This window comes from Clostridium hydrogenum, assembly GCF_021432385.1.
Taxonomy (GTDB): Bacteria; Bacillota; Clostridia; order Clostridiales; family Clostridiaceae; genus Clostridium_S; species Clostridium_S hydrogenum.
The window spans coordinates 290,840-310,470 of record NZ_JAEACT010000002.1; the positions used below are offsets into that span (position 1 = coordinate 290,840).

Sequence of the window (19,631 nt, forward strand, 5' to 3'; positions counted from 1 at the left end):
GACTTTTTTCGCTACACTGCCTAAAGATCTCTGTAAAATGTTTATAAAAGAGAAATTGCAGGCGCTAACAGTTTTTCAAGTTTGTAAACGGACAGGCGTAAGTCGTATGGCTTTTTACCGCAACTTTAAAGGACTTGAGCAGATTTTGTATGAATATTGCCAGCCGAAAATTGGGGCTATGTTTGATACAATTCGTGAAAATCCTCAATTCTCAGATTTAAAAAATTTTGCCATCCTATGTATTAATTTATGCTAATTCAAGTTGCTCTAATTTATTTTTTGTATAATCATCTATGGGCATTTGAATGGTTATATTCGCTCCCTCTATTTCCGTAGACTTAAATGAAATATAGCTTAAGTATAAGTCTCCTACTAAAGGATGATGTAAAAGTTTTTGCCCCTCTGGCGTTCCCATAATACCTTGATTATTCCACCATTTATTAAATAGAGAATTTTTTTCATTTAATTCATTTATAATCTCATTTATTGTATTATCATTCTTATAATAGCTGTAATTTGCTCTCAATTGTTCAACACGTAATTTAGAATGTCCTTCCCAATTATCTAATAGTTTCTTTAGATAATTATCATTAAAAGCCCTCCAAACTGAGTTTTTTTCTTTTTCATTCATTTCTTCATAATTACCATAAACTTTTAAAGCTGTCTCATTCCATCCAATCATTGTTAATTTGCTATCAGTAACATAAGCTATGCTCGGATTTTGATTATCCAAAAATTTTTGTAATGTGTTAGAAATAGTGGGTATAGTAAAGTCTTCCATAGGTAGTTTTTTATCTGACAAATTAAATAAATATCTTTTTTCTTCATTATTTAGTTGCAAAACTCTACTCAATGAAAGTAAAACATCTACTGATGGATTAACATTTTGTCCTTGTTCAATACGCACGTACCAATCAATACTTACTCCAGCCAAATCAGCAACTTCTTCCCTTTTTAGCCCTTTCACTCTTCTTCTCTTATCAAATTTAAGTGCAAATTGTTCTGGTCTTAATGTGGATCTTTTCTTTTTTAGAAATAATCCAAGTTCCTTATTTTGAGATACCACTACCATCCCCCCCATTTATCTTTACTTATTAATGATAATAAGCGTAATTTTATCAACTATTTCATATCTGCTGAACATAGTATTATTAATCATATGATAACTTAGCTTCTATTTAAGATAATATTTTCATTATACACTATTCTCATGGCATATAGAGAGGAAGATTTGAAAATGAATAGGAATTTAGAAAACAAAAGTTTTTCAAACAAGCTATTACTAATCTTATCAGTTATTTGTGCAATTATAGTAGCTAATTTGTACTACGATCAAGTTTTGCTAACCAATATTTCAAACGATTTTTTTGTAGCTGCTTCATCATCAGGTAAGCTTGTAACAGCTATACAGCTAGGCTATACAATTGGATTATTGTTTATTGTTCCATTGGGAGATAGATATAATAGAAAGCTGTTAATTATTTTAAGTATTATTAGTTCAGCTGTATTATTATATTTAATGACTTTAGTCTCTACATTTAATTTAGTAGTAATCATAGGATTTTTCATGGGAATCTCCAGTGTTTCAGCGCAGCTTATAATCCCATTTGTTTCATCAAATACTTTATCAGAAAAACGAGGTGCAATAGTTGGCCACTTATTAACAGGAGTATTTCTTGGAGTTCTACTCGGCAGAGTATTAGGAGGCGTTATTGGACAATTATTGGGATGGAGAGGCGTTCATGAACTTGCAACAATAGTTTTATTAATTTTTGCAGCGTACTTATATTATTCTCTTCCTAATGATAATGTAAAAAAAGAAAGTTCATATAAAAATATCATATTATCCTTACCTCCATTATTAAAAAAAGAGAAGGTATTAAGAGAAACAATAGTTTTTGGTGCTGCTGCATTTTGTGCATTCAATATTTTCTGGGTTTCCTTGTCCTTCATTTTAGAAAGATCTCCTTATAATTATGGAAGTGCAATCGTTGGACTCTTTGGTTTCTTAGGTATAGCAGGAGCATTGGCCGCTGGATTTTCAGGAAAACTTACAAACAGCAAAAACGTAAGCTTATGGAACCTTCTTGCTTTAGCTATAATGTTTGTCTCATTTTTGGTCTTAGGTATAGGCTGGTCTAAACTTATAATTATAATTTTTATAACCTTTTCTTTAGATGTTGGTTCAAGAATGAATATGTCCCTAAATCAAGGAAGGATTTATAAGCTTAGTCTCCAAAATCATAGTAGATTAAATTCCCTTTACATGGTTGGATATTACTTAGGTGGATCTCTTGGTTCATGGATAAGTACCTCTGTATATCATTCATTTGGTGTTATTGGAATTACAATTGCCAGCTGCACTGTACTTTTACTAGCGTATATTTATTATTTAATTACTAATAATCTTTTAAACCGAATAACTCCTACTAAATCTTCAAGTGTATTTACCTCTAAAAATCAATCAACACATCAATAATTTATGAAATTATCTAAGGCATAATCAAAAATAGCAAACCCATCTACCTAAAATAATTATTTAATGGTGATGAAGGTATGTTTAAAGTAAAGGAGAAAATAAAATGAATTTAATAACTGTAAATAACGAGAAATGTATTAAATGTGGTTTATGCGTAAATGAGTGCCCAGAACGTATATTAGAACTTAGTGAAAATGGACCTAAAGTACTTTGCAGTGAAGAGTGTATTTACTGCGGACATTGTGTAGCTATCTGTCCAAGGAAAGCAATTGATAATATAAAAACACCATTATCCAATCAAATCAGCTCAAAAAAATTTCAAAAACTAAGCCCTGAAGAGGCAGAAAACTTTCTTCGTTCAAGGCGTTCTGTTCGTTCATATAAAGAAACTCCTGTTCCACGGGAAAAGTTAATAAATCTTGTGAATATTGCACATTTTGCTCCTAGTGGACATAATCTGCAAGGTATATCCTACGCTATCATAGATGATAGAAAAATACTTAATGAAGCTGTTAAACTTGTCATTGAAGAATTTGAAAAGGATAATGTATCAAGTAACTTTACAAAGCCATATCGTGAAAAAGGAATTGATACAATTTTACGAGGAGCACCCAGCCTTATCCTAGCAACTGCTGATTCAAACTTTCCAAGAGGAAGAGAAAATTCTATTTTTTCATTAGCATATTTGGAGTTATATACACCAACACTAGGATTAGGCTCATGTTGGGCTGGAATGTTTGAAAGAGTTGCTATGAAGGATAATTCCCCATTACTTAAATTATTTAACATTTCTAAAAATAAGAAAATCACTGGTGCAGTTATGGTGGGATATCCTAAATATACTTATTCAAGGTTAGTTGACAGAAATCCATTAGAGTTTAATTTTATAACTCATTAATATCTACTCTATAAAAATCAAAACAATGGTCAAGAGTGCATCGCTTTTGAAATTGATAAAAAAGTTTTTAAATAATGCATAATTTCCGTTTTGTTTTTTTATGTTCTCTATCAAGAGCCTTCAGCCAAAAATTTATTTTCTTATATTTTTCTGATATAATTATCTGCCAAAAAGAATATGGATATATTTACCTTATCCATATTCTTTTTTTTACATCGGACATTTATAACGGATCTTGCCTACACTTTTTTCTCCATACTCAATAGCTTCTTTTGGACATTTGCAAATACATGCCATGCAGTGAGTACATTCTTTGCCCCAAACAGGTTTGTTTCCTTTTAAATTGATATTGTTAAGTGAACATTCCTTTACACATATGCCACATCCTACACATTTATCATCTACTGTAAACTTGTCTGCTTTTACTAAAAATGAATAAAAAATTGTATTTATAACAGAACTTTTGAGACAATCAATAAGGTTGCTCTGCCTATCAGTAAATACCTTTCCTTGCCGAACTATTTCTCCAATCTTACCAATTACAAGATTTGCATTTTCAATTATTTGTATTGCAACAGATTCATCTGGTGCATCATACATAGCAATATAATTTTCTGGCATCACAATGCTAACTACCCCCATATATTTAAAGTTTTTTCTTTTACAGAGTCTTTTTATATACTTCTTAGCATTTCCTATACTTGTGCCGCAATTCATTATAAAATAGACATTCTTAGTACCTGTAAACCTTGTTTTGGCAATCCATTCCTCTACTAATCTTGGAATTCTCCAGCAATAAGTTGGTACAACAAAAATTAATCTTCCAGTTGCATTTATTTCTGATATATTATTTTCCTTAATTCGCTTGTTAATTGAAACAAGTTTATCTCCTGTTAAATTAGCTATTTGTTTAGCAATATACCTACTATTTCCTGTTCCTGTAAAATATAAAATCATTGAAATTTTCCTTTCTTATCCTTTTATTTTTCGCCACTTCTATCTGGTACAGTTCTCATAATCTCTTTTATATGTTTAAACAAATTAATAATTTTGTCAATTTCATTATCTACTGGATCAAGATAATAATAAATACATGTACCTTCTTTTCTACACTTTACAATACCAGCATCTTTTAATATTTGTATATGGTGGGATACCGCTGATCTAGATAGATTGGTATTCGCAGCTATATCAATTGCTCTACTTCCGCTGCACTTCCATTTTAGCATAATGCATAAAATATATTGTCTTACTTCATCTCCCATCTTAATACCTTATTTCTGTCCTAAACTAAATATGACTTCTGAATCAAAACGTATCCCATGGACATCTTTATATTCTTTAAGTTCAATAAATGCTGCTTCCTTAAATTTAACTATGCCACCAGTACTTTCTATACGTTCGAATAATCCACGTGATGCATTTGTCCATTTTCTGCTACTCTGTTAAACGCCCCTTCTAAAGCATCATTCCTTTTAAACTTCTCTAAACTCATAAAAATGGCGGCTTTTCGCTTAAAAATAAAACAAAGATACACCAAATAGGTATATCTTCTCCGGAGGCGTCAAATGCCTCTATTTATATTGCACTATATTTTTCTATCATTCTAAATAGTATTACTTGACTATCTATTCTACATCAAAATCAATAAAGTACTTTTTCTCTGGTGTATGTATCGTAAGTGTCGCCAAATTGATATTGTCCTCTAAGATATCCACTCTGTATTCAAACATGATGTCGTCATTTTGCTTCTTTAGGAATAAGTAACTTCCTTCTTCTTGTTCCTCGGCCTCATTGCTTATTTCATCGTATATTTTTTCGCCACTAACTTCTCCAGAATATCCTGATTTTCTTATCTTTTCTTCTATTGCTTTAAAAAACTGCTTCATATTTTTTCTCTCTTTCTTTTTTTATATAAGTATATCATGTTTCTAAATAAAAGTAGTGCTAAGCATTATTAGTTAATGATTAGGGCTAAAACCGCATTTGCTTATGATATGGTTCACCGTATCAGTTATAATGGATTTCCTTTTTTATTTCGCTTTGTATTACTGCAAATTGCTCATTGTTTTTCCCTTACCAACCAATCCCTCGAAGTCTTTAACAAAATCATCAACGGCTGATGTAATTGCTTGATTTTTCACTAATCCCTCAATGACATCTGGTGCAACTGTAGCTGCTCCGATGCCATATTGGCATAATTCTAATATCTGCTGAGAATTTTTAAAACTTGCAGCTAATACTTCTGTCTTTAATCCATTGCTTTTGAAAATATCATGAAGGCTTTTAGCTACCTGAACACCATTATAGCCCATATTATCAATACGATTAACATAAGGTGCTGAATATGAAGCACCACATTTTGCAGCTAAAAATCCCTGCATTGGTGTATAAATAGCTGTTGCTGTTACCAAAATACCTTCTTTTGTCAGCGCTTTCATAGCTTTAAAGCCTTCCGGAACAGATGGAATTTTTACATAAGTGGCTTTTCCAAGCTTTTCAACAATACAATGTGCATCTTCTATCATTCCTTTTGCATCTTTTGCTATAACCTGTACATGAAGCTCTGCTTTCTCCCCAATAAAGGAACGAATCTCCGTCAGTACATCGTATGGGCTTTTTCCAACCTTCGCTAAAATGGACGGATTCGTTGTTATCCCATCCACTGGGTAAAACTCATAAATATGTTTAATCAGATCAATGTGAGCATCATCAATAATTAATTTCATAGTTTTTCTCCTTTTCATTTTTTATAAAGTCTGCTCGGTACGTTCAATAATATCATCCTGTGTTTTTTTAGATAGAATATTGAAAAATGCACTATAACCGGCAACACGTACAATTAAATCTCTGTGATTATAAGGATGTTTCTGTGCATCTATTAATGTCTCTCTGCTAACTACATTAAATTGAACATGATACCCATGTAGCCTATTAAAAAACGTCCTTATGAGCATAGTAAGCTTTTCTTTATTTTCTTCTTTAGAAAGCATTTGTGGTGTCACCTTCTGATTTAAAAGCACACCGCCTGTAATTTCTTCCGTTGGAAGCTTAGCTACGCTCTTAAATACTGCAGTTGGACCATTCTTATCTGCTGCATGGCTTGGAGAACATCCTTCTGCAAGAGGTTCACCTGACTTTCTTCCATCGGGTGTTGCCAAAGTACCAGCCCCCTGTGGAACATTTGCCGAAATAGATGAAGTTCCAGCATAATAAACGCCACCGATTGGTCCTCTTCCATAACGTGTATTATGGTATTTTTTCATTTCATCAATATAAACGTTATAAGCGTTTACTACCAGTTGATCTACATAATCATCATCATTTCCATATTTAGGGGCATCCTGAAGCAATGTACGGATTCGCTCATTTCTTTCTCCAGCAAAATTAGATTGCAATGCGTCCCAAAGCTCTGCTGGTGTTACCTTCTTATCTTCAAACACCACTTTTTTCATTGCTGCTAAACTATCAGCCAAATTTGCAATACCTACCTGAAGGTCACTTATAAAATCGTATACGGCACCACCCTCTTTTATATTAAGACCGCGCTCAATGCAGTCATCTGTAAGAGCTGAGCAAAGAATATCTGCTGTATCCTGCTCCAATACCATATCGCAAGTAGCATCAATAATTGTACACTGACGGCACATCTCACGAATCACTTTATCCCAACATTCAAGAACCTGATTGAAACTAATAAAATCTTTAAAATGCCCAATGCCTTCACATAATTTTTCCCCAGAACTTGGATCTACACCATCATTCATAGCTATCAAAAGTGACTTTGGGAAGTTTATAAAACTCATACCAGTACAGCGGTATCCCCATTTTCCAGGTACAGCTGTCTCTACACATCCGATAGCACTATAATTGTAGGCATCTTCTATCTTTACACCTTTTTTAATAAAACTTGGTATAATTATTTCATCATTATTAAATGCTGGCATACCAAAACCACATCTGACAACTTCTATACATTCCTTCATAAATTCATTGCTAAGTCCATGATGATATCTAACTGTAAGATTTGGCTGCGTAATATGGCATTTTGCAACGCTTTTTAAAATAAGCCAAGACATTTTATTTGTTGCATCTTTTCCATCCGTAGTCTGACCTGCTACTGTTACATTCTGATACAAAGGAGAACCAGCTGAAAACTGTGTATGGCTCCAGGAACGAATTTTATTTATTGTATAAGTTTTTAGCCAAAGATTACACATAAGTTCACATGCATCCTCTTCTCTAATAATCCCTGCTTTGAGGTCCGCCTCATAATACGGATTTAAGTATTGATCCATTCTGCCGTAGGATAAGCTGTGTCCATTGGATTCAATCTGCAAAATCAAGTGCATCATCCATAAACTCTGTACTGCCTCCCTAAAGTTGCTTGCAGGTTCATAAGGAACTCTTGTTAAAATATTGCTCATTTCAAGAAGTTCCAACTTTCGCTTTTCATCCGTCTCTTCTGCAGCCATCTTCTTTGCAACCTCAGAGTAGCGGTAAGCAAACTTTTTCACTGCCGCAACTACAATAAGTATCGCCCTATAGAAATAGCTCTTATGAATATTTTTATAATCTGTCAAATCTAAAGCATCCAGCTTTTCTTTTGCTCTTTTTCCATAATCCTTTAATCCGACCTGCAGCATTTTTCCATAATCAACTGCACAGTGAGCATCACCAGATGTAATATTCCCTTCAGATTTAATAATTCCAAGATCATAGTATAGTTTTGAATGTGGTGGAAAAGCAGCTAGACCTCTATCAAGCAAAGTATTATGTTCCCAAAAAGGAGCAATATCTCGAAGTTTCTGCTTATTTTCCTCTGTAATATAAAATACATCTCCATCACGATGTTCAAATTCATCAAGTTCATCAATAACCCATTTCATAGCATATTCCGGAAAAATCGGTGCGCTGCGGTTTGTAGATGCCTGATTTCCTGCTATCATTGTCTGTGGCTCAATAAAAATCGTCATTTTCTCAAGCACATTTTTTAGCATCAATGCTCTTTTTAATGCGAGCGGCTGATCTTGATTCTCCTTATAGGTCTCTGTTGTAAATATTGCACGTTCTACACATACCTGTGGTTTTGCATTCAATAATTCTTCACGGAAATTTTTCATTCTCGGTGTTAATTCTCCAAAATAGCTGTCCATGTTTTTCCCTCCCATTACATTCGTAACTTATTAATATTTCGTTTGTAATTTTATAATAATATTTTCTGTATTATTTGTCAATATAATTTTGAATATAATTATATTTAGTTTCATTCGAAATAATTCGTCGTTTACATTTAAATGGCAGTATGTTAAGATAAACATATCAAATAAGAAGTCATATAAAAAAGAAGGGAATGGAAATATATGAATCAAACTTCTGAATCCGGTATTATTTTTAACATTCAAAAATTCAGCCTAAATGATGGACCAGGAATACGTACTGTTATTTTTTTCAAAGGCTGCCCTTTAAAATGTAAATGGTGTGCAAATCCAGAAAGCCAAAGTCCAAAAATTCAAATTTTACATGATAAAGAAAAATGCATAGGTTGTAAAAAATGTATAGCAATTTGTCCATCAAATGCAATTTCTAATAAAAATAATGAAATCTTTATTGAAAACGGCCTTTGCTCAGGATGTGGAAACTGTGTGATAAGCTGTCCAGGACATGCATTAAAATCAGAGGGTGAAAATAAAACTGTCGCTGAAATTCTAAATACCTGCCTGCAGGACAAAGTTTTTTATGAAGAAAGCGGCGGAGGAATCACTCTTTCCGGAGGCGAAGCCCTCATGCATCCAGATTTCGCCATAGCAATTTTGAAATCATTAAAAAGCTATAACATTCACACAGCCATAGAAACAACAGGTTTTGCATCTCCAGAAACTTTTGACAAAGTAACTGATTATATTGATTTATTGCTTTTTGATATGAAGCATTGGAATGAAAAAAAACATATAGAAGGAACTGGCGTATCAAATAAACTGATTCTAGAAAACATGAAACGTGCTATTGCTTCTGGTAAAAAAGTTCTTCCAAGATTTCCTGTTATACCTGGATTCAACAACACCTTGGAAGATGCTCTGGGGTTTGTTCAGCGATTACATGAAGTAAATTCTAGCAAAGTGCAGCTACTTCCCTTTCACCAATTTGGCGAAAAAAAATATGATATGCTGGGAAAAGAGTATTTCTTTTCTAATACTCCGCCCTTGCATGAAGAAGACTTAGTGAAATTCCGCCAAATTTTTATTGACAATGAAATAGATGCTTTCTTTTGATTAAATTTGCTGAAATATTTATATATAACTATAAATATTAGCTTTCATTCGGAACTAATATTTATTGAAAAAGCAATTATTTTCTGTTATAGTTTAGGCATATAAATAAGATTGGAGTCATAAAGATGAAAAACAGGTCACATAAAATATTGGAATTACTTACAAAAGAAAATAAAATGGAAGTGTCTTTGCTCGCAGAAAAATTAGGAGTAAGTCAGGTAACTGTAAGAAAAGATCTTGATAAGCTGGAAAGTAAGGGGATTATTAAACGTGAACATGGTATTGCCCTTCTCTGCAGCATGGATGATATTAATGGCAGAATAGCTTATCATTATGAAAACAAACGAAAGATTGCAATAAGAGCAACAGAACTTATATCTGATGGTGATACTATCATGATAGAAAACGGAAGCTGCTGTGCCCTTTTCGCAGATGCTTTGACGGTTTTAAAAAAAGATTTGACCATCATTACAAACAGTGCTTTTATTGCTGATTATATTCGTGGAAAATCAAATTTTCAAGTTATATTATTGGGTGGAATTTACCAACAGGATTCTCAGGTTATGGTCGGTCCGATGATCCGCCAGTGCGCTGAAAATTTCTATGTTGACTTATTCTTCATCGGAACAGATGGTTATTCTCCCATAGTTGGTTTTACAAACCGTGATCAACTGCGTGCTCAAGCCGTCCGTGATATGTCTCTCCAAACCGAGCAGGTTGTAGTTTTAACAGAAAGCGAGAAATTCTGTAAACATGGCATTATTCCCTTAAATTTAAAAGATCATGTTAAAATGGTTATAACGGATGAACAAATTCAGGAGCAAACTATCTTAGAACTTAGCAATCATAATATTCGTGTAATAACTGTTTAGTATCAATAAAATGACTACTCAATTCAAACAACTCTTTTGTAATTATGCTATATTTATAAATTTTTCAATACCTCTTTCAATAAATAAAAAAAGCTTTAACTACATGTTATTGAGTCAGTTAAAGCTTTTAAATTATATATTAAATCTATTCATGACCATAGAGCTAATCTATTGTCTTACAGAAGTGACAGTTACATTATTAGATGAATCTTTAGTGAAGCGATACCACTTATGAGTTTCTGGTGAAACAAAACTAGTTGTCGTTCCTTTCAAGTTTCCTCGTTCAGCACATTGCTCAGCAATAGAGTTAAGATCGCTCATGCTAAATTTTTCTTGATGATAAGGCACAGCTGCTTTAGGGTTAACAGAAGCTATGAAATCTCCAAGCATAGTAGCTACTGGATTTTCTCTGTTGCCAATATTCAATGCTGTTCCATCACCTAAATTATTAGCAGCCATTTGATAGAACATTAAATCAGGATTAGTTCCTAAATAGTTATATTTTCTATATTCTGATGGTATTTGTCCACCCCAAATAAGTATAGTAAAGCCTTCTTTTGTGGTTATTTTATAGTTCAATATAATAGTACCTGTCTCGAAAAATTCAAATATAAAAGGATCAAATTGCCCCTCTTTGTTGAAATAAATTGGAATAGTTTTAGGATCTTTAAACATATTCTTTCTACTTGTGTGCTTACCTAAGAAAGTTTCAAGCGTGAAATCAGGAAATTCAAGTTTATCATTGTTTGAAACACCTTGAACATTATAATTTATACTCATTATCCCATAGGCATAATTAAAAGAACTTATAGCTGATTCAGGCATGACAACTGGCACCAATGGATATTTCTTTAGTACATATGGAAAGTCCCTGCTATGATCAAAGTGAGTATGTGTAAATAGTACATAATCACAACCATCAACAATATCAGCAGCAGTCTTCGTTTTGTCAAGTATATATTTATTGTCTACATTATGATAGTAAGGATCTATAACAATATTTTTACCATTTGGAAGTTTAATCTCATTGAAAGCATACCCATTCCATTTAATACGTACTGAAGGCATTGAATTTTCGTCCCAACTTGATGTACCCATATCTTTTTCAAGAATTGCAGAAGCCGTAACTTTTTGATTTTTATTAATTATCTTGTTGGACGAGTTAATTTCATTTTTCATACAATAATCCTCCTTAACTTACTTTACATAAATTATCATTCTATTCATAATTATTTTTATTTATTAATTATATCGCTTTCACTTATACTTTTGTTAGATATGTTAAAATAGATCAAGATATCTATTTTAAATTTGATCTTACACTATCGTGGAGGTAAGTATGTATATAAACAACTTATTTTTTCATCTTCACTACTGTAATTGTAGGCAACCTGGTGCAGAAGTGAAATATTCAAGTAAAATTAATAGAACAATTCAGCATCATGAACTTATTTTAATTACCAGTGGTAAGGGACATATTAGAGATAAACATAAAAGCTATAAGCTTAAGGAAGGCACTTTGTTATATCTTTGTCCAAATGTTCAGCACTCTATTTATGCTGATTCTGTAGAGCCTATTTGCTTTTTTTCGGTACATTTCAGTTGTGCAATTGTAGGATTTGATAATGATAAATGGAATATTACTGGTAAAGTTGATACCTTGCCATTAGATTTCGTTCAAAATTTAAAGGACTATTATCTAGTTAATGATGTATTTAAGAAGTTAGCGGAAAACTGGATGTCCAAACTCCCAAATTATGAATTCATATCAAAAACTTTATTTCAGAAATTACTATTTGAGATTTTTCAAAATATAAAAAATAATAACAATGACTATTCGTCCTCATTAAAGGTTGATAAAGTAATAGAGTATATGATCAATAATATAGATAAAAAAATTACTTTGACTGAATTATCTGAATTGGTGTGCTTGTCTCCTGCATATTTATCTAGAGTTTTTAAAGAAACTACTGGATATTCTGTGATAGAGTTTTTTAATAAGATAAAAGTTGATAAAGCCAAAGAGCTAATTATAGATGGCGATAAAAAAATAAAAGAAGTAGCTAAAATACTTGGCTTCACTGATGAATTTTACTTTAGCAGGATATTTAAAAAAATTGAGGGTATAAGTCCCCTAGAGTTTTATCATAAAAATGTCCATGGATATTAAAATTTTGCATGGAATAAAGACATTTTCATGATTATAATTAGCACATAATTATATATCATGGAGGTAAAATACTAGTTTATTTTAAAGTTTATAAAAAAATGAATACTTCGCTAGATTAAAGGAGGAAGATTTAAATGAAAATTAAATGGTTTGGGCAGTCATGTTTTATGATAACCTCTAAAAATGGTACTAAAGTATTAACAGATCCATTTCATAATATGTTGGGGTATAAATTACCTGAAATTGAAGCAAATATAGTGTCTACAAGTCATAATCACGGTGACCATAATAATATAAATGCTGTCAAAGGTGAATTTACACATATAAATAAATCAGGTAGCTTTTCAAAAGACGGAATTGAGATAAAGGGCGTACAAACATTTCATGATAAAGTTTCAGGAGCTAAGAGAGGCAAAAATACCATATATAACTTTAAAATTGATGGAATAAATGTTTGCCATTGTGGGGATCTTGGACATACTCTTGATTCTAATCTCGTGAAGGAAATAGGTAATGTAGACATACTGATTATTCCAGTTGGCGGGAGAGCTACAATAGATGCCAACGATGCAGTTAATGTAATGAAGCAGTTAAACCCTAAAGTAGTTATACCTATGCACTACAGAACCAAAGCATTTGGGATATTTGGTTTCTTGTTTGCCAAGGTTGACAAATTTATATCAGCTTCAGGGTTGAAAGTAAGGGAGCAGGATCTACTTGAAATAAACTCAGGGAATATTAATGATTATTCTGGGATTGTTGTTCTTAAATATGATTAATATTTACTGAATAATATTCAGTGATGGATGAAATAGCCCTAAAACAAAATAAACGTTCAAAGGATTGCTTAGCTAGTCAACACTAAGCGATCCATATTTTTTCAAAGCAATTAGTTTCCAATACAGTTTTATATCTATGAACCCAATTGAGACCATTCATACCAATGTCTGTGACGAAAGTCTGCATTACTTGTGGTATGGTTCCCCCTTCATAATCCTAAACCCCCTATAAATTTGCTCCAAAAGCATAACCCTAAAAAGTTGATGGGGAAATGTCATCTTAGAAAAGCATAGCTTATAATCCGCTCTACTTAAAACATCTTTAGATAATCCAAGTGATCCCCCAATTACAAAAACAATATTACTATTTCCTCTAATTCCAAGGTCACCTATAAGTTCCGAAAACTCTTCCGAAGAAATCATACTTCCTTTCAAATCCAAGGCTATAACATACATATTATCTTTTATACAGCCAAGTATCTTTTGCCCTTCCTTTTCCTTAATTAAGCTTTCTTCCTTATCTGAAGCATTCTCAGGTGTTTTTTCATCTTGAAGCTCAATTATATCCAACTTACAATATCTACTAAGTCTCTTTGAATATTCTGAGATTGCATCCTTTAAATACTTTTCCTTAAGCTTTCCAACTGTTACAAGCGTTATATTCATAATACCTCCATATAAACATAGAGTATAGAGTACAATTTCTGTACTTTGTACTCTGTTTTTCTTACACAAAAACTCCCCATCCAAATGACAGGGAGTTCTATGACATATGTAATTATTTCTTTCCACAGCAATTTTTGTATTTCTTTCCGCTTCCACAAGGACATGGTTCATTTCTTCCTATTTTTGTTTTATTTACAACAGTTCTTGAATCTGCCCAAGACTTCTTTATCTCTTTTCTCTTTTCTTTTGAGAAAATGCCTTCCCACTGAGGAAGATTATACAAATAATCAGCCTTTGCTTCAAGCATGTTAAAATACAATTTTTCAAAATCTATTTTCAAGTCAACTTCAGAATCTTTTTCAAGTGATTCAAGATCTAAAGGTTCTTTTAAGCTGTCATTTATTCCGTCTAAAAATCCCATGTAAAACACACTTGATGTCTTATATTCTTCAGCTAAATCCTCTATCTTTCCATTTAACTGTTTAACATGATTAGCTAAAAGTTTAGTGTATATTTGAGTTTCTATTTCACCATAATCTTTCCAAAATGCTGCTTCGCCTTTAGTTTTTACATAGTCAACAACCATATCTGTCCAATCTTTATATAGACTCATAACCTTAGTCTCCTTTAAGTTAATATTTATCATTAAATATTATAATAATTTTCTTACAATTTTTCAACATATTTATAAATTAAAAAAGAATATTTTTCATTTTATTTACACTTATTGTTCCTTTTTATTATATTATTGTTCTATCTAAAGTTCCATATAATTACTTGGTATTGATCTTTCAGCCATAGATATAGCCACATCTCCGCCAACTTCTATTCCGCTCTCTGTTAATATGTTTATAACTGTTTTATATGCCAAATCTGGATAATTATTTGTTTTACTCAAATGTCCCAATACTATTTTCTTCTTTTTTCCACTAACTATATCAATTATAGCTTTTCCGCAATCATCATTTGACAAATGGCCAACATCACTTAATATTCTTCTTTTAAGCACATATGGATATGGTCCAAACTTTAACATTTCAACATCATGATTACTTTCCAAAAGTATTACATCTGCATCCTTAATTGAACACTTTACCTCATCAGAAAAATATCCCAAATCTGTAGCCACACAAGCAACTTTATTTCCGCTTATAACTTTATAGCCGGAAGGACTTGCCGCATCATGTGGTATTCTATAAGCTATTATATCTAAATCCTTTATGCTTACACTTTCGCTATCCATAATCTTTATATTTTCATCTTTAATTTTTCCAAGTGTATTTTTCATAGCATTCCAAGTAAGCTCATTTGCATATATAGGTATATTGTATTTTCTAGATAAAATACCTACACCCTTAATATGATCTAAATGCTCATGAGTTACAAAAATACCATCAACTTCAGACGGATTTTCATTTATATCCACCAATGCCTTCTCTATACTTTTACCTGAAAGTCCCGCATCAATTAATATTCTCGAATTATCCGAAGCAATAAAAGTGCTATTTCCACTACTTCCACTATAAAGCGAACAAAATCTCATAATAACTCCTTTACATAAAATTAGACATAGTTAGCCTACTTCTCTTCGTATATCTGCACCTAAGCTTCTAAATTTATCTTCAATATGAGGGTATCCTCTATCAATATGTTCTATGCTTGAAATTTCACTTCTGCCCTCTGCCAAAAGTCCTGCTATTACCATTGCTGCACCTGCTCTTAAATCCGTAGCCTTTACTGCAGCACCAGTAAGTTTACCAACACCATCAATTATTGCAATTCTTCCCTCAACTTTTATACTTGCGCCCATTTTCTTTAATTCATCAACGTGCTTAAGCCTGCTTTCCCATATGCTTTCATTAATTATACTTCTACCATTAGCTATGCATAAAAGTGTACTCATTGGCTGCTGAGCATCTGTTGGGAATCCTGGATAAGGCAGTGTCTTAATATTTACACCCTTTATGTTCCTATCAGATTGAACTACAATATAGTCATCGCCTTCTTCTATTTTAACTCCCATTTCCACAAGCTTAGCTGAAACAGACTCCAAGTGCTTAGGTATTATATTCTTTACAATCACTTTTCCACCACAAGCAGCAGCCGCTATCATATATGTAGCCGCTTCCATTTGGTCTGGAATAACACTATAATTACAACCAGTTAAGCTTTCAACTCCAACTATTCGTATAACATCTGTACCTGCACCCTTTACATTTGCTCCCATTGTATTTAGAAAATTTGCTACATCGACTACATGAGGCTCCTTCGCTGCATTTTCAAGCACAGTTGTACCTTCTGCAAGTACAGCTGCAAGCATAACATTTATTGTAGCTCCAACACTTACAACATCAAAATAAATGTTAGTTCCAACAAGTCTGTCTGCTGTAATCTCTATTGCTCCATGTTCTATTTTAACGCTTGCTCCAAGTGCCTCAAATCCTTTTATATGCTGATCTATAGGTCTAACTCCTATAGGGCATCCCCCAGGGAGTTCAGCTTTCACCCTTCCAAACCTGCCCAAAAGAGCACCATAAAGATAATAAGAAGCTCTCATTTTTCTAACGTCTTCCGTATTAGCATTTGTGCTTGTTATATTTGTACTATCTATCTCAACAGAATTACCATTTCTTTTAACCTTGCATCCTAAACTTGATATTATTCTTTCCAAACATTGTATGTCCTCTATCTCAGGTATATTATCAATAACGCTTATTCCTACGCTAGCCATTACAGCAGCTGGCAATATAGCCACAGCCGCATTTTTAGCCCCACCAATTTCTATATTTCCATTAAGAGGTTTTCCCCCATTTATAATCAACTTGTCCATTATAATATCCATCCTTACCAATCAATTTAATATATGTAAACTTTTTGTTAAATTCAATTTTTATAATCACAATCTATATTATAACATAATTACATTGTAATTTAACACTAAATTTAAAATATATATACTAAATTTTATATTTATAAAAACAGACAAAAATAAAATAAAAAAAACAGGCTAAAAACCTTACAATTTATTGGTTCTTAGCCTGCCTTTCTTATTGTTTCTTAAAACTTCCACAATCGGTACATTCAACTGTTTTTGCTTGAGATTCATGTTTTACTACCATAATATTCTCTAGTGTACAGTAATTATCATCCTTGCAGTGATATTTACATTCTGTAACCTGACATCCTATGCTTTCATTATGATTCATCGTAACACCTCCTCAAATACAAATTTACAAATTTATTATTGCTAAATATATAAAATTTTATTCTAACAAAATTATTAACTTATATGGTATAATAGATTTAAAAATTTAATTTATAGATATACCGTTTCAACTAACGAAGTCAATTTGCACCGTAACCCTCAGAAAACAGATTTTTGGTACAAATTAATTTTGAAGTTCCAAGCGATTTATCTCTAGTGGAGGCGTAGAAGCTAAGAATGAAATATTATTTAGTTGCTGAATTTACAAAAGAATCTTATTTAGGTATAGAAAACATACAGCGTTTTACTTGTAAAAAATATAAACTATACAAAAAAATGCAAAACCTTCACATAATATTAGATACTATAGAAGAACCAAACCTTGAATTATTCAATAAAATAATGGCTGAAGAAATTAAACCCTATAAAAAATTCAAGATTCAACTAAATTCATCTTTAGCATATGATACCAATCAAAAGACTGTAGCTTTAAAAGTTGAAAATAAGGGTTACATTGCAACAATTGCAAGAAATCTCAGTGAAAAACTATTTTATAATGGTTTTAAAACTTCATCAATTCAATCTGATGAAGGCTATAACTTATACATACCTTTAGCAAATGGTAATCATCAAATTAAAAATATTTTTGATCAAAAATCCTCAGATGCTTTAAACGTACTAAATAAATTTTCTGGGACTTCCTTTTTTAAAATTAAAAGTTTTGAATTATGTAAGTTAAATGGATATAAAAAGCTATCTGTTATAAAAAACTACCCACTAAGAGATTTTTAATAAATTTATAAAAGGTTATATTAGACTAAAAATTATTTTATATATAAAGATAAAAATGCGAACATTTTTTCAGAGTACAGATGACAATGAATGATGATTTTTTTATGCCAGCGTAGAAAAATCATCATTCATTGTCATCTGTACACCGTAAATTGTGAATTCTAATAACGCTATTAGGATAATTTTAACATTGACAATTTTTGGTTTAGAGGCAGCTTGTCTTTAATTCTGTTATAGAACAAAGTTAATTTTTTTTAATTTTTTTAATATTTTTTTAATGTAATCGTTTAGTGAAACTTTCATTATTTGAAATTTTAATATAAAATAGATATATACCAAAGTTAAAGAAAGGCGGCTCATTTCTATGGATTTTAAAAAACTTTTTAGTTTACAAAAAGATTTAGATGCACGAATCATAGAAGAACATAATTTATTGGGTGAAGTTTTATTCTCTCAAAAGGCTTTAGCACTACAGGTTGAAGTGGGAGAACTAGCAAATCAAACTAGATGCTTTAAATATTGGAGCAATAAGTCTCCTTCTCAAAAGGAAATAATTATTGAGGAATATGTTGATTGCTTACACTTTATTTTAAGTATAGGAATTGACAAAGATTTTGATGACATAGAACCAAGTTGTACAAAATTTAACTATAATATAACAGAACAATTCTTAGATTTATTTGTCGACATAAATGACTTCGTAACTTGCTCATCAAAAGATAATTATGTAACTCTTTTTGAGGATTTTTTAAGTTTGGGAAAAAATCTTGGATTTACTCCAGATGAAATTGAAAATGCATATTTGAAAAAAAATGAAATCAATCTCGAAAGACAAACTGCAGGATATTAGTTTTAAACTTTAACGTAAGGATAGAAAATCTATTCCTTACGTCTTTTTATTTTATCCTAATATTTTTTTGCTACGTGGTTAAACTATTTTTGAGGTGAATCAGATGCTTGGAATAATTTTTTCATTAATTGCTGGAATATCTATGACTATCCAAGGAGTATTTAATACACGTCTAAGTGAAAAAATAGGTTTATGGGAAACAAATGCTTGGGTTCAAGGTTCAGCATTTATAATAACTTTAATTATTTGTATTATATTAGGAAATGGAAATATACGAGGAATAAAAGATGTTAATAAACTCTATCTTTTGGGTGGAGTATTCGGCGCCATAATTACATTTACAGTAATGAAGGGAATATCCATTCTTGGCCCAACTCACTCTATCAGTGCAATACTTATAGCTCAATTAACTTCTGCTGCACTTATAGATGCTCTTGGACTTTTTTCATCTAAAAAAATACCCTTTGGCACAAACGAATATATTGGAGTAGCACTTATGCTGGTAGGAATTGTAGTCTTTAAACTCAAATTTTAAATATGGCGAAATAAATGTATTGCAGGATATTAAATAAAATTAATAAATCTAAGGCAAAAAACTTTAAAACCCTAAGATGTTTCAATAACTCGCTGAAAGAACGCTCAGACAAT

At 31.7% G+C, this 19,631-nt stretch carries 21 protein-coding genes; 9 read left to right on the top strand and 12 right to left on the bottom strand.

Translation table 11 applies throughout. From position 1 onward, the window contains the following. Positions 1-247: 247 nt before the first annotated feature. Positions 248-1,066 carry a helix-turn-helix domain-containing protein gene (locus CUEA01_RS01345; protein WP_234117343.1) on the bottom strand — a complete coding sequence of 273 codons (819 nt, stop codon included), beginning with the start codon at positions 1,064-1,066 and terminating at the stop codon, positions 248-250. A 171-nt stretch (positions 1,067-1,237) separates the two neighbouring features. On the opposite strand from CUEA01_RS01345, the gene CUEA01_RS01350 reads away from it, so the two are divergent. Next, on the top strand, positions 1,238-2,479 hold the full coding sequence (locus tag CUEA01_RS01350) for an MFS transporter (RefSeq protein WP_234117344.1): 1,242 nt from the start codon (positions 1,238-1,240) through the stop codon (positions 2,477-2,479). A 103-nt stretch (positions 2,480-2,582) separates the two neighbouring features. After that, positions 2,583-3,377 (top strand): nitroreductase family protein, encoded by a 795-nt coding sequence (locus CUEA01_RS01355; RefSeq protein WP_234117345.1) that lies wholly within the window; start codon positions 2,583-2,585, stop codon positions 3,375-3,377. Positions 3,378-3,587: 210 nt separating this feature from the next. Here the strand turns inward: CUEA01_RS01355 and CUEA01_RS01360 are convergent, their stop codons facing one another. The 5 genes from CUEA01_RS01360 to CUEA01_RS01380 form a co-directional block, all read right to left on the bottom strand. Continuing rightward, positions 3,588-4,334 carry an EFR1 family ferrodoxin gene (locus tag CUEA01_RS01360; RefSeq protein WP_234117346.1) on the bottom strand — a complete coding sequence of 249 codons (747 nt, stop codon included), beginning with the start codon at positions 4,332-4,334 and terminating at the stop codon, positions 3,588-3,590. A gap of 23 nt (positions 4,335-4,357) precedes the next feature. Beyond that, positions 4,358-4,642, bottom strand: a complete 285-nt coding sequence (locus CUEA01_RS01365) for an ArsR/SmtB family transcription factor (protein WP_268906134.1) — start codon at positions 4,640-4,642, stop codon at positions 4,358-4,360. 363 nt (positions 4,643-5,005) lie between these two features. Beyond that, positions 5,006-5,266 carry a hypothetical protein gene (locus tag CUEA01_RS01370; RefSeq protein ID WP_234117348.1) on the bottom strand — a complete coding sequence of 87 codons (261 nt, stop codon included), beginning with the start codon at positions 5,264-5,266 and terminating at the stop codon, positions 5,006-5,008. A gap of 159 nt (positions 5,267-5,425) precedes the next feature. Next, the gene (locus tag CUEA01_RS01375) at positions 5,426-6,106 is read right to left on the bottom strand and encodes a transaldolase family protein (RefSeq protein ID WP_234117349.1); all 681 of its coding nucleotides are present in this window, start codon (positions 6,104-6,106) and stop codon (positions 5,426-5,428) included. Positions 6,107-6,127: 21 nt separating this feature from the next. After that, the gene (locus CUEA01_RS01380; protein WP_234117350.1) at positions 6,128-8,533 is read right to left on the bottom strand and encodes a glycyl radical protein; all 2,406 of its coding nucleotides are present in this window, start codon (positions 8,531-8,533) and stop codon (positions 6,128-6,130) included. Between the two features lie 207 nt (positions 8,534-8,740). On the opposite strand from CUEA01_RS01380, the gene CUEA01_RS01385 reads away from it, so the two are divergent. Both CUEA01_RS01385 and CUEA01_RS01390 read left to right on the top strand, forming a co-directional pair. Then, positions 8,741-9,649: a glycyl-radical enzyme activating protein gene (locus tag CUEA01_RS01385; RefSeq protein WP_234117351.1), complete on the top strand. Its 909-nt coding sequence runs from the start codon at positions 8,741-8,743 to the stop codon at positions 9,647-9,649. 125 nt (positions 9,650-9,774) lie between these two features. Next, on the top strand, positions 9,775-10,521 hold the full coding sequence (locus CUEA01_RS01390; RefSeq protein ID WP_234117352.1) for a DeoR/GlpR family DNA-binding transcription regulator: 747 nt from the start codon (positions 9,775-9,777) through the stop codon (positions 10,519-10,521). A 168-nt stretch (positions 10,522-10,689) separates the two neighbouring features. Here the strand turns inward: CUEA01_RS01390 and CUEA01_RS01395 are convergent, their stop codons facing one another. Further along, positions 10,690-11,700, bottom strand: a complete 1,011-nt coding sequence (locus tag CUEA01_RS01395) for an MBL fold metallo-hydrolase (protein WP_234117353.1) — start codon at positions 11,698-11,700, stop codon at positions 10,690-10,692. 160 nt (positions 11,701-11,860) lie between these two features. Between CUEA01_RS01395 and CUEA01_RS01400 the strand changes: the two genes are divergently transcribed. Beyond that, complete coding sequence (locus CUEA01_RS01400) at positions 11,861-12,691, top strand: AraC family transcriptional regulator (RefSeq protein ID WP_234117354.1); 831 nt, start codon at positions 11,861-11,863, stop codon at positions 12,689-12,691. 134 nt (positions 12,692-12,825) lie between these two features. Next, positions 12,826-13,470: an MBL fold metallo-hydrolase gene (locus CUEA01_RS01405; RefSeq protein WP_234117355.1), complete on the top strand. Its 645-nt coding sequence runs from the start codon at positions 12,826-12,828 to the stop codon at positions 13,468-13,470. A 186-nt stretch (positions 13,471-13,656) separates the two neighbouring features. Here CUEA01_RS01405 and rlmH read toward each other — a convergent pair whose 3' ends face one another. The 5 genes from rlmH to CUEA01_RS01430 all read right to left on the bottom strand — a co-directional run bounded on the left by rlmH (position 13,657) and on the right by CUEA01_RS01430 (position 17,342). After that, positions 13,657-14,136, bottom strand: a complete 480-nt coding sequence (gene rlmH / locus CUEA01_RS01410) for a 23S rRNA (pseudouridine(1915)-N(3))-methyltransferase RlmH (protein WP_234117356.1) — start codon at positions 14,134-14,136, stop codon at positions 13,657-13,659. 112 nt (positions 14,137-14,248) lie between these two features. Beyond that, positions 14,249-14,749 carry an SEC-C metal-binding domain-containing protein gene (locus tag CUEA01_RS01415; RefSeq protein WP_234117357.1) on the bottom strand — a complete coding sequence of 167 codons (501 nt, stop codon included), beginning with the start codon at positions 14,747-14,749 and terminating at the stop codon, positions 14,249-14,251. Between the two features lie 144 nt (positions 14,750-14,893). Next, positions 14,894-15,679, bottom strand: a complete 786-nt coding sequence (locus CUEA01_RS01420) for an MBL fold metallo-hydrolase (RefSeq protein WP_234117358.1) — start codon at positions 15,677-15,679, stop codon at positions 14,894-14,896. Positions 15,680-15,709: 30 nt separating this feature from the next. Next, positions 15,710-16,966, bottom strand: a complete 1,257-nt coding sequence (locus tag CUEA01_RS01425) for a UDP-N-acetylglucosamine 1-carboxyvinyltransferase (RefSeq protein ID WP_234117359.1) — start codon at positions 16,964-16,966, stop codon at positions 15,710-15,712. 217 nt (positions 16,967-17,183) lie between these two features. Continuing rightward, complete coding sequence (locus CUEA01_RS01430) at positions 17,184-17,342, bottom strand: DUF1540 domain-containing protein (protein WP_234117360.1); 159 nt, start codon at positions 17,340-17,342, stop codon at positions 17,184-17,186. Between the two features lie 236 nt (positions 17,343-17,578). Here CUEA01_RS01430 and CUEA01_RS01435 point away from each other — a divergent pair, with 236 nt between their 5' ends. The 3 genes from CUEA01_RS01435 (at position 17,579) to CUEA01_RS01445 (ending at position 19,518) form a co-directional block, all read left to right on the top strand. After that, a complete protein-coding gene (locus CUEA01_RS01435) occupies positions 17,579-18,133 on the top strand; it encodes a 2'-5' RNA ligase (protein WP_234117361.1) in 555 nt (184 codons plus the stop codon). Between the two features lie 364 nt (positions 18,134-18,497). Beyond that, a complete protein-coding gene (locus CUEA01_RS01440; protein ID WP_234117362.1) occupies positions 18,498-18,983 on the top strand; it encodes a dUTP diphosphatase in 486 nt (161 codons plus the stop codon). A 103-nt stretch (positions 18,984-19,086) separates the two neighbouring features. Then, positions 19,087-19,518, top strand: coding sequence for a DMT family transporter (locus tag CUEA01_RS01445; protein ID WP_234117363.1), 432 nt, complete (start codon positions 19,087-19,089; stop codon positions 19,516-19,518). Positions 19,519-19,631: the final 113 nt, after the last annotated feature.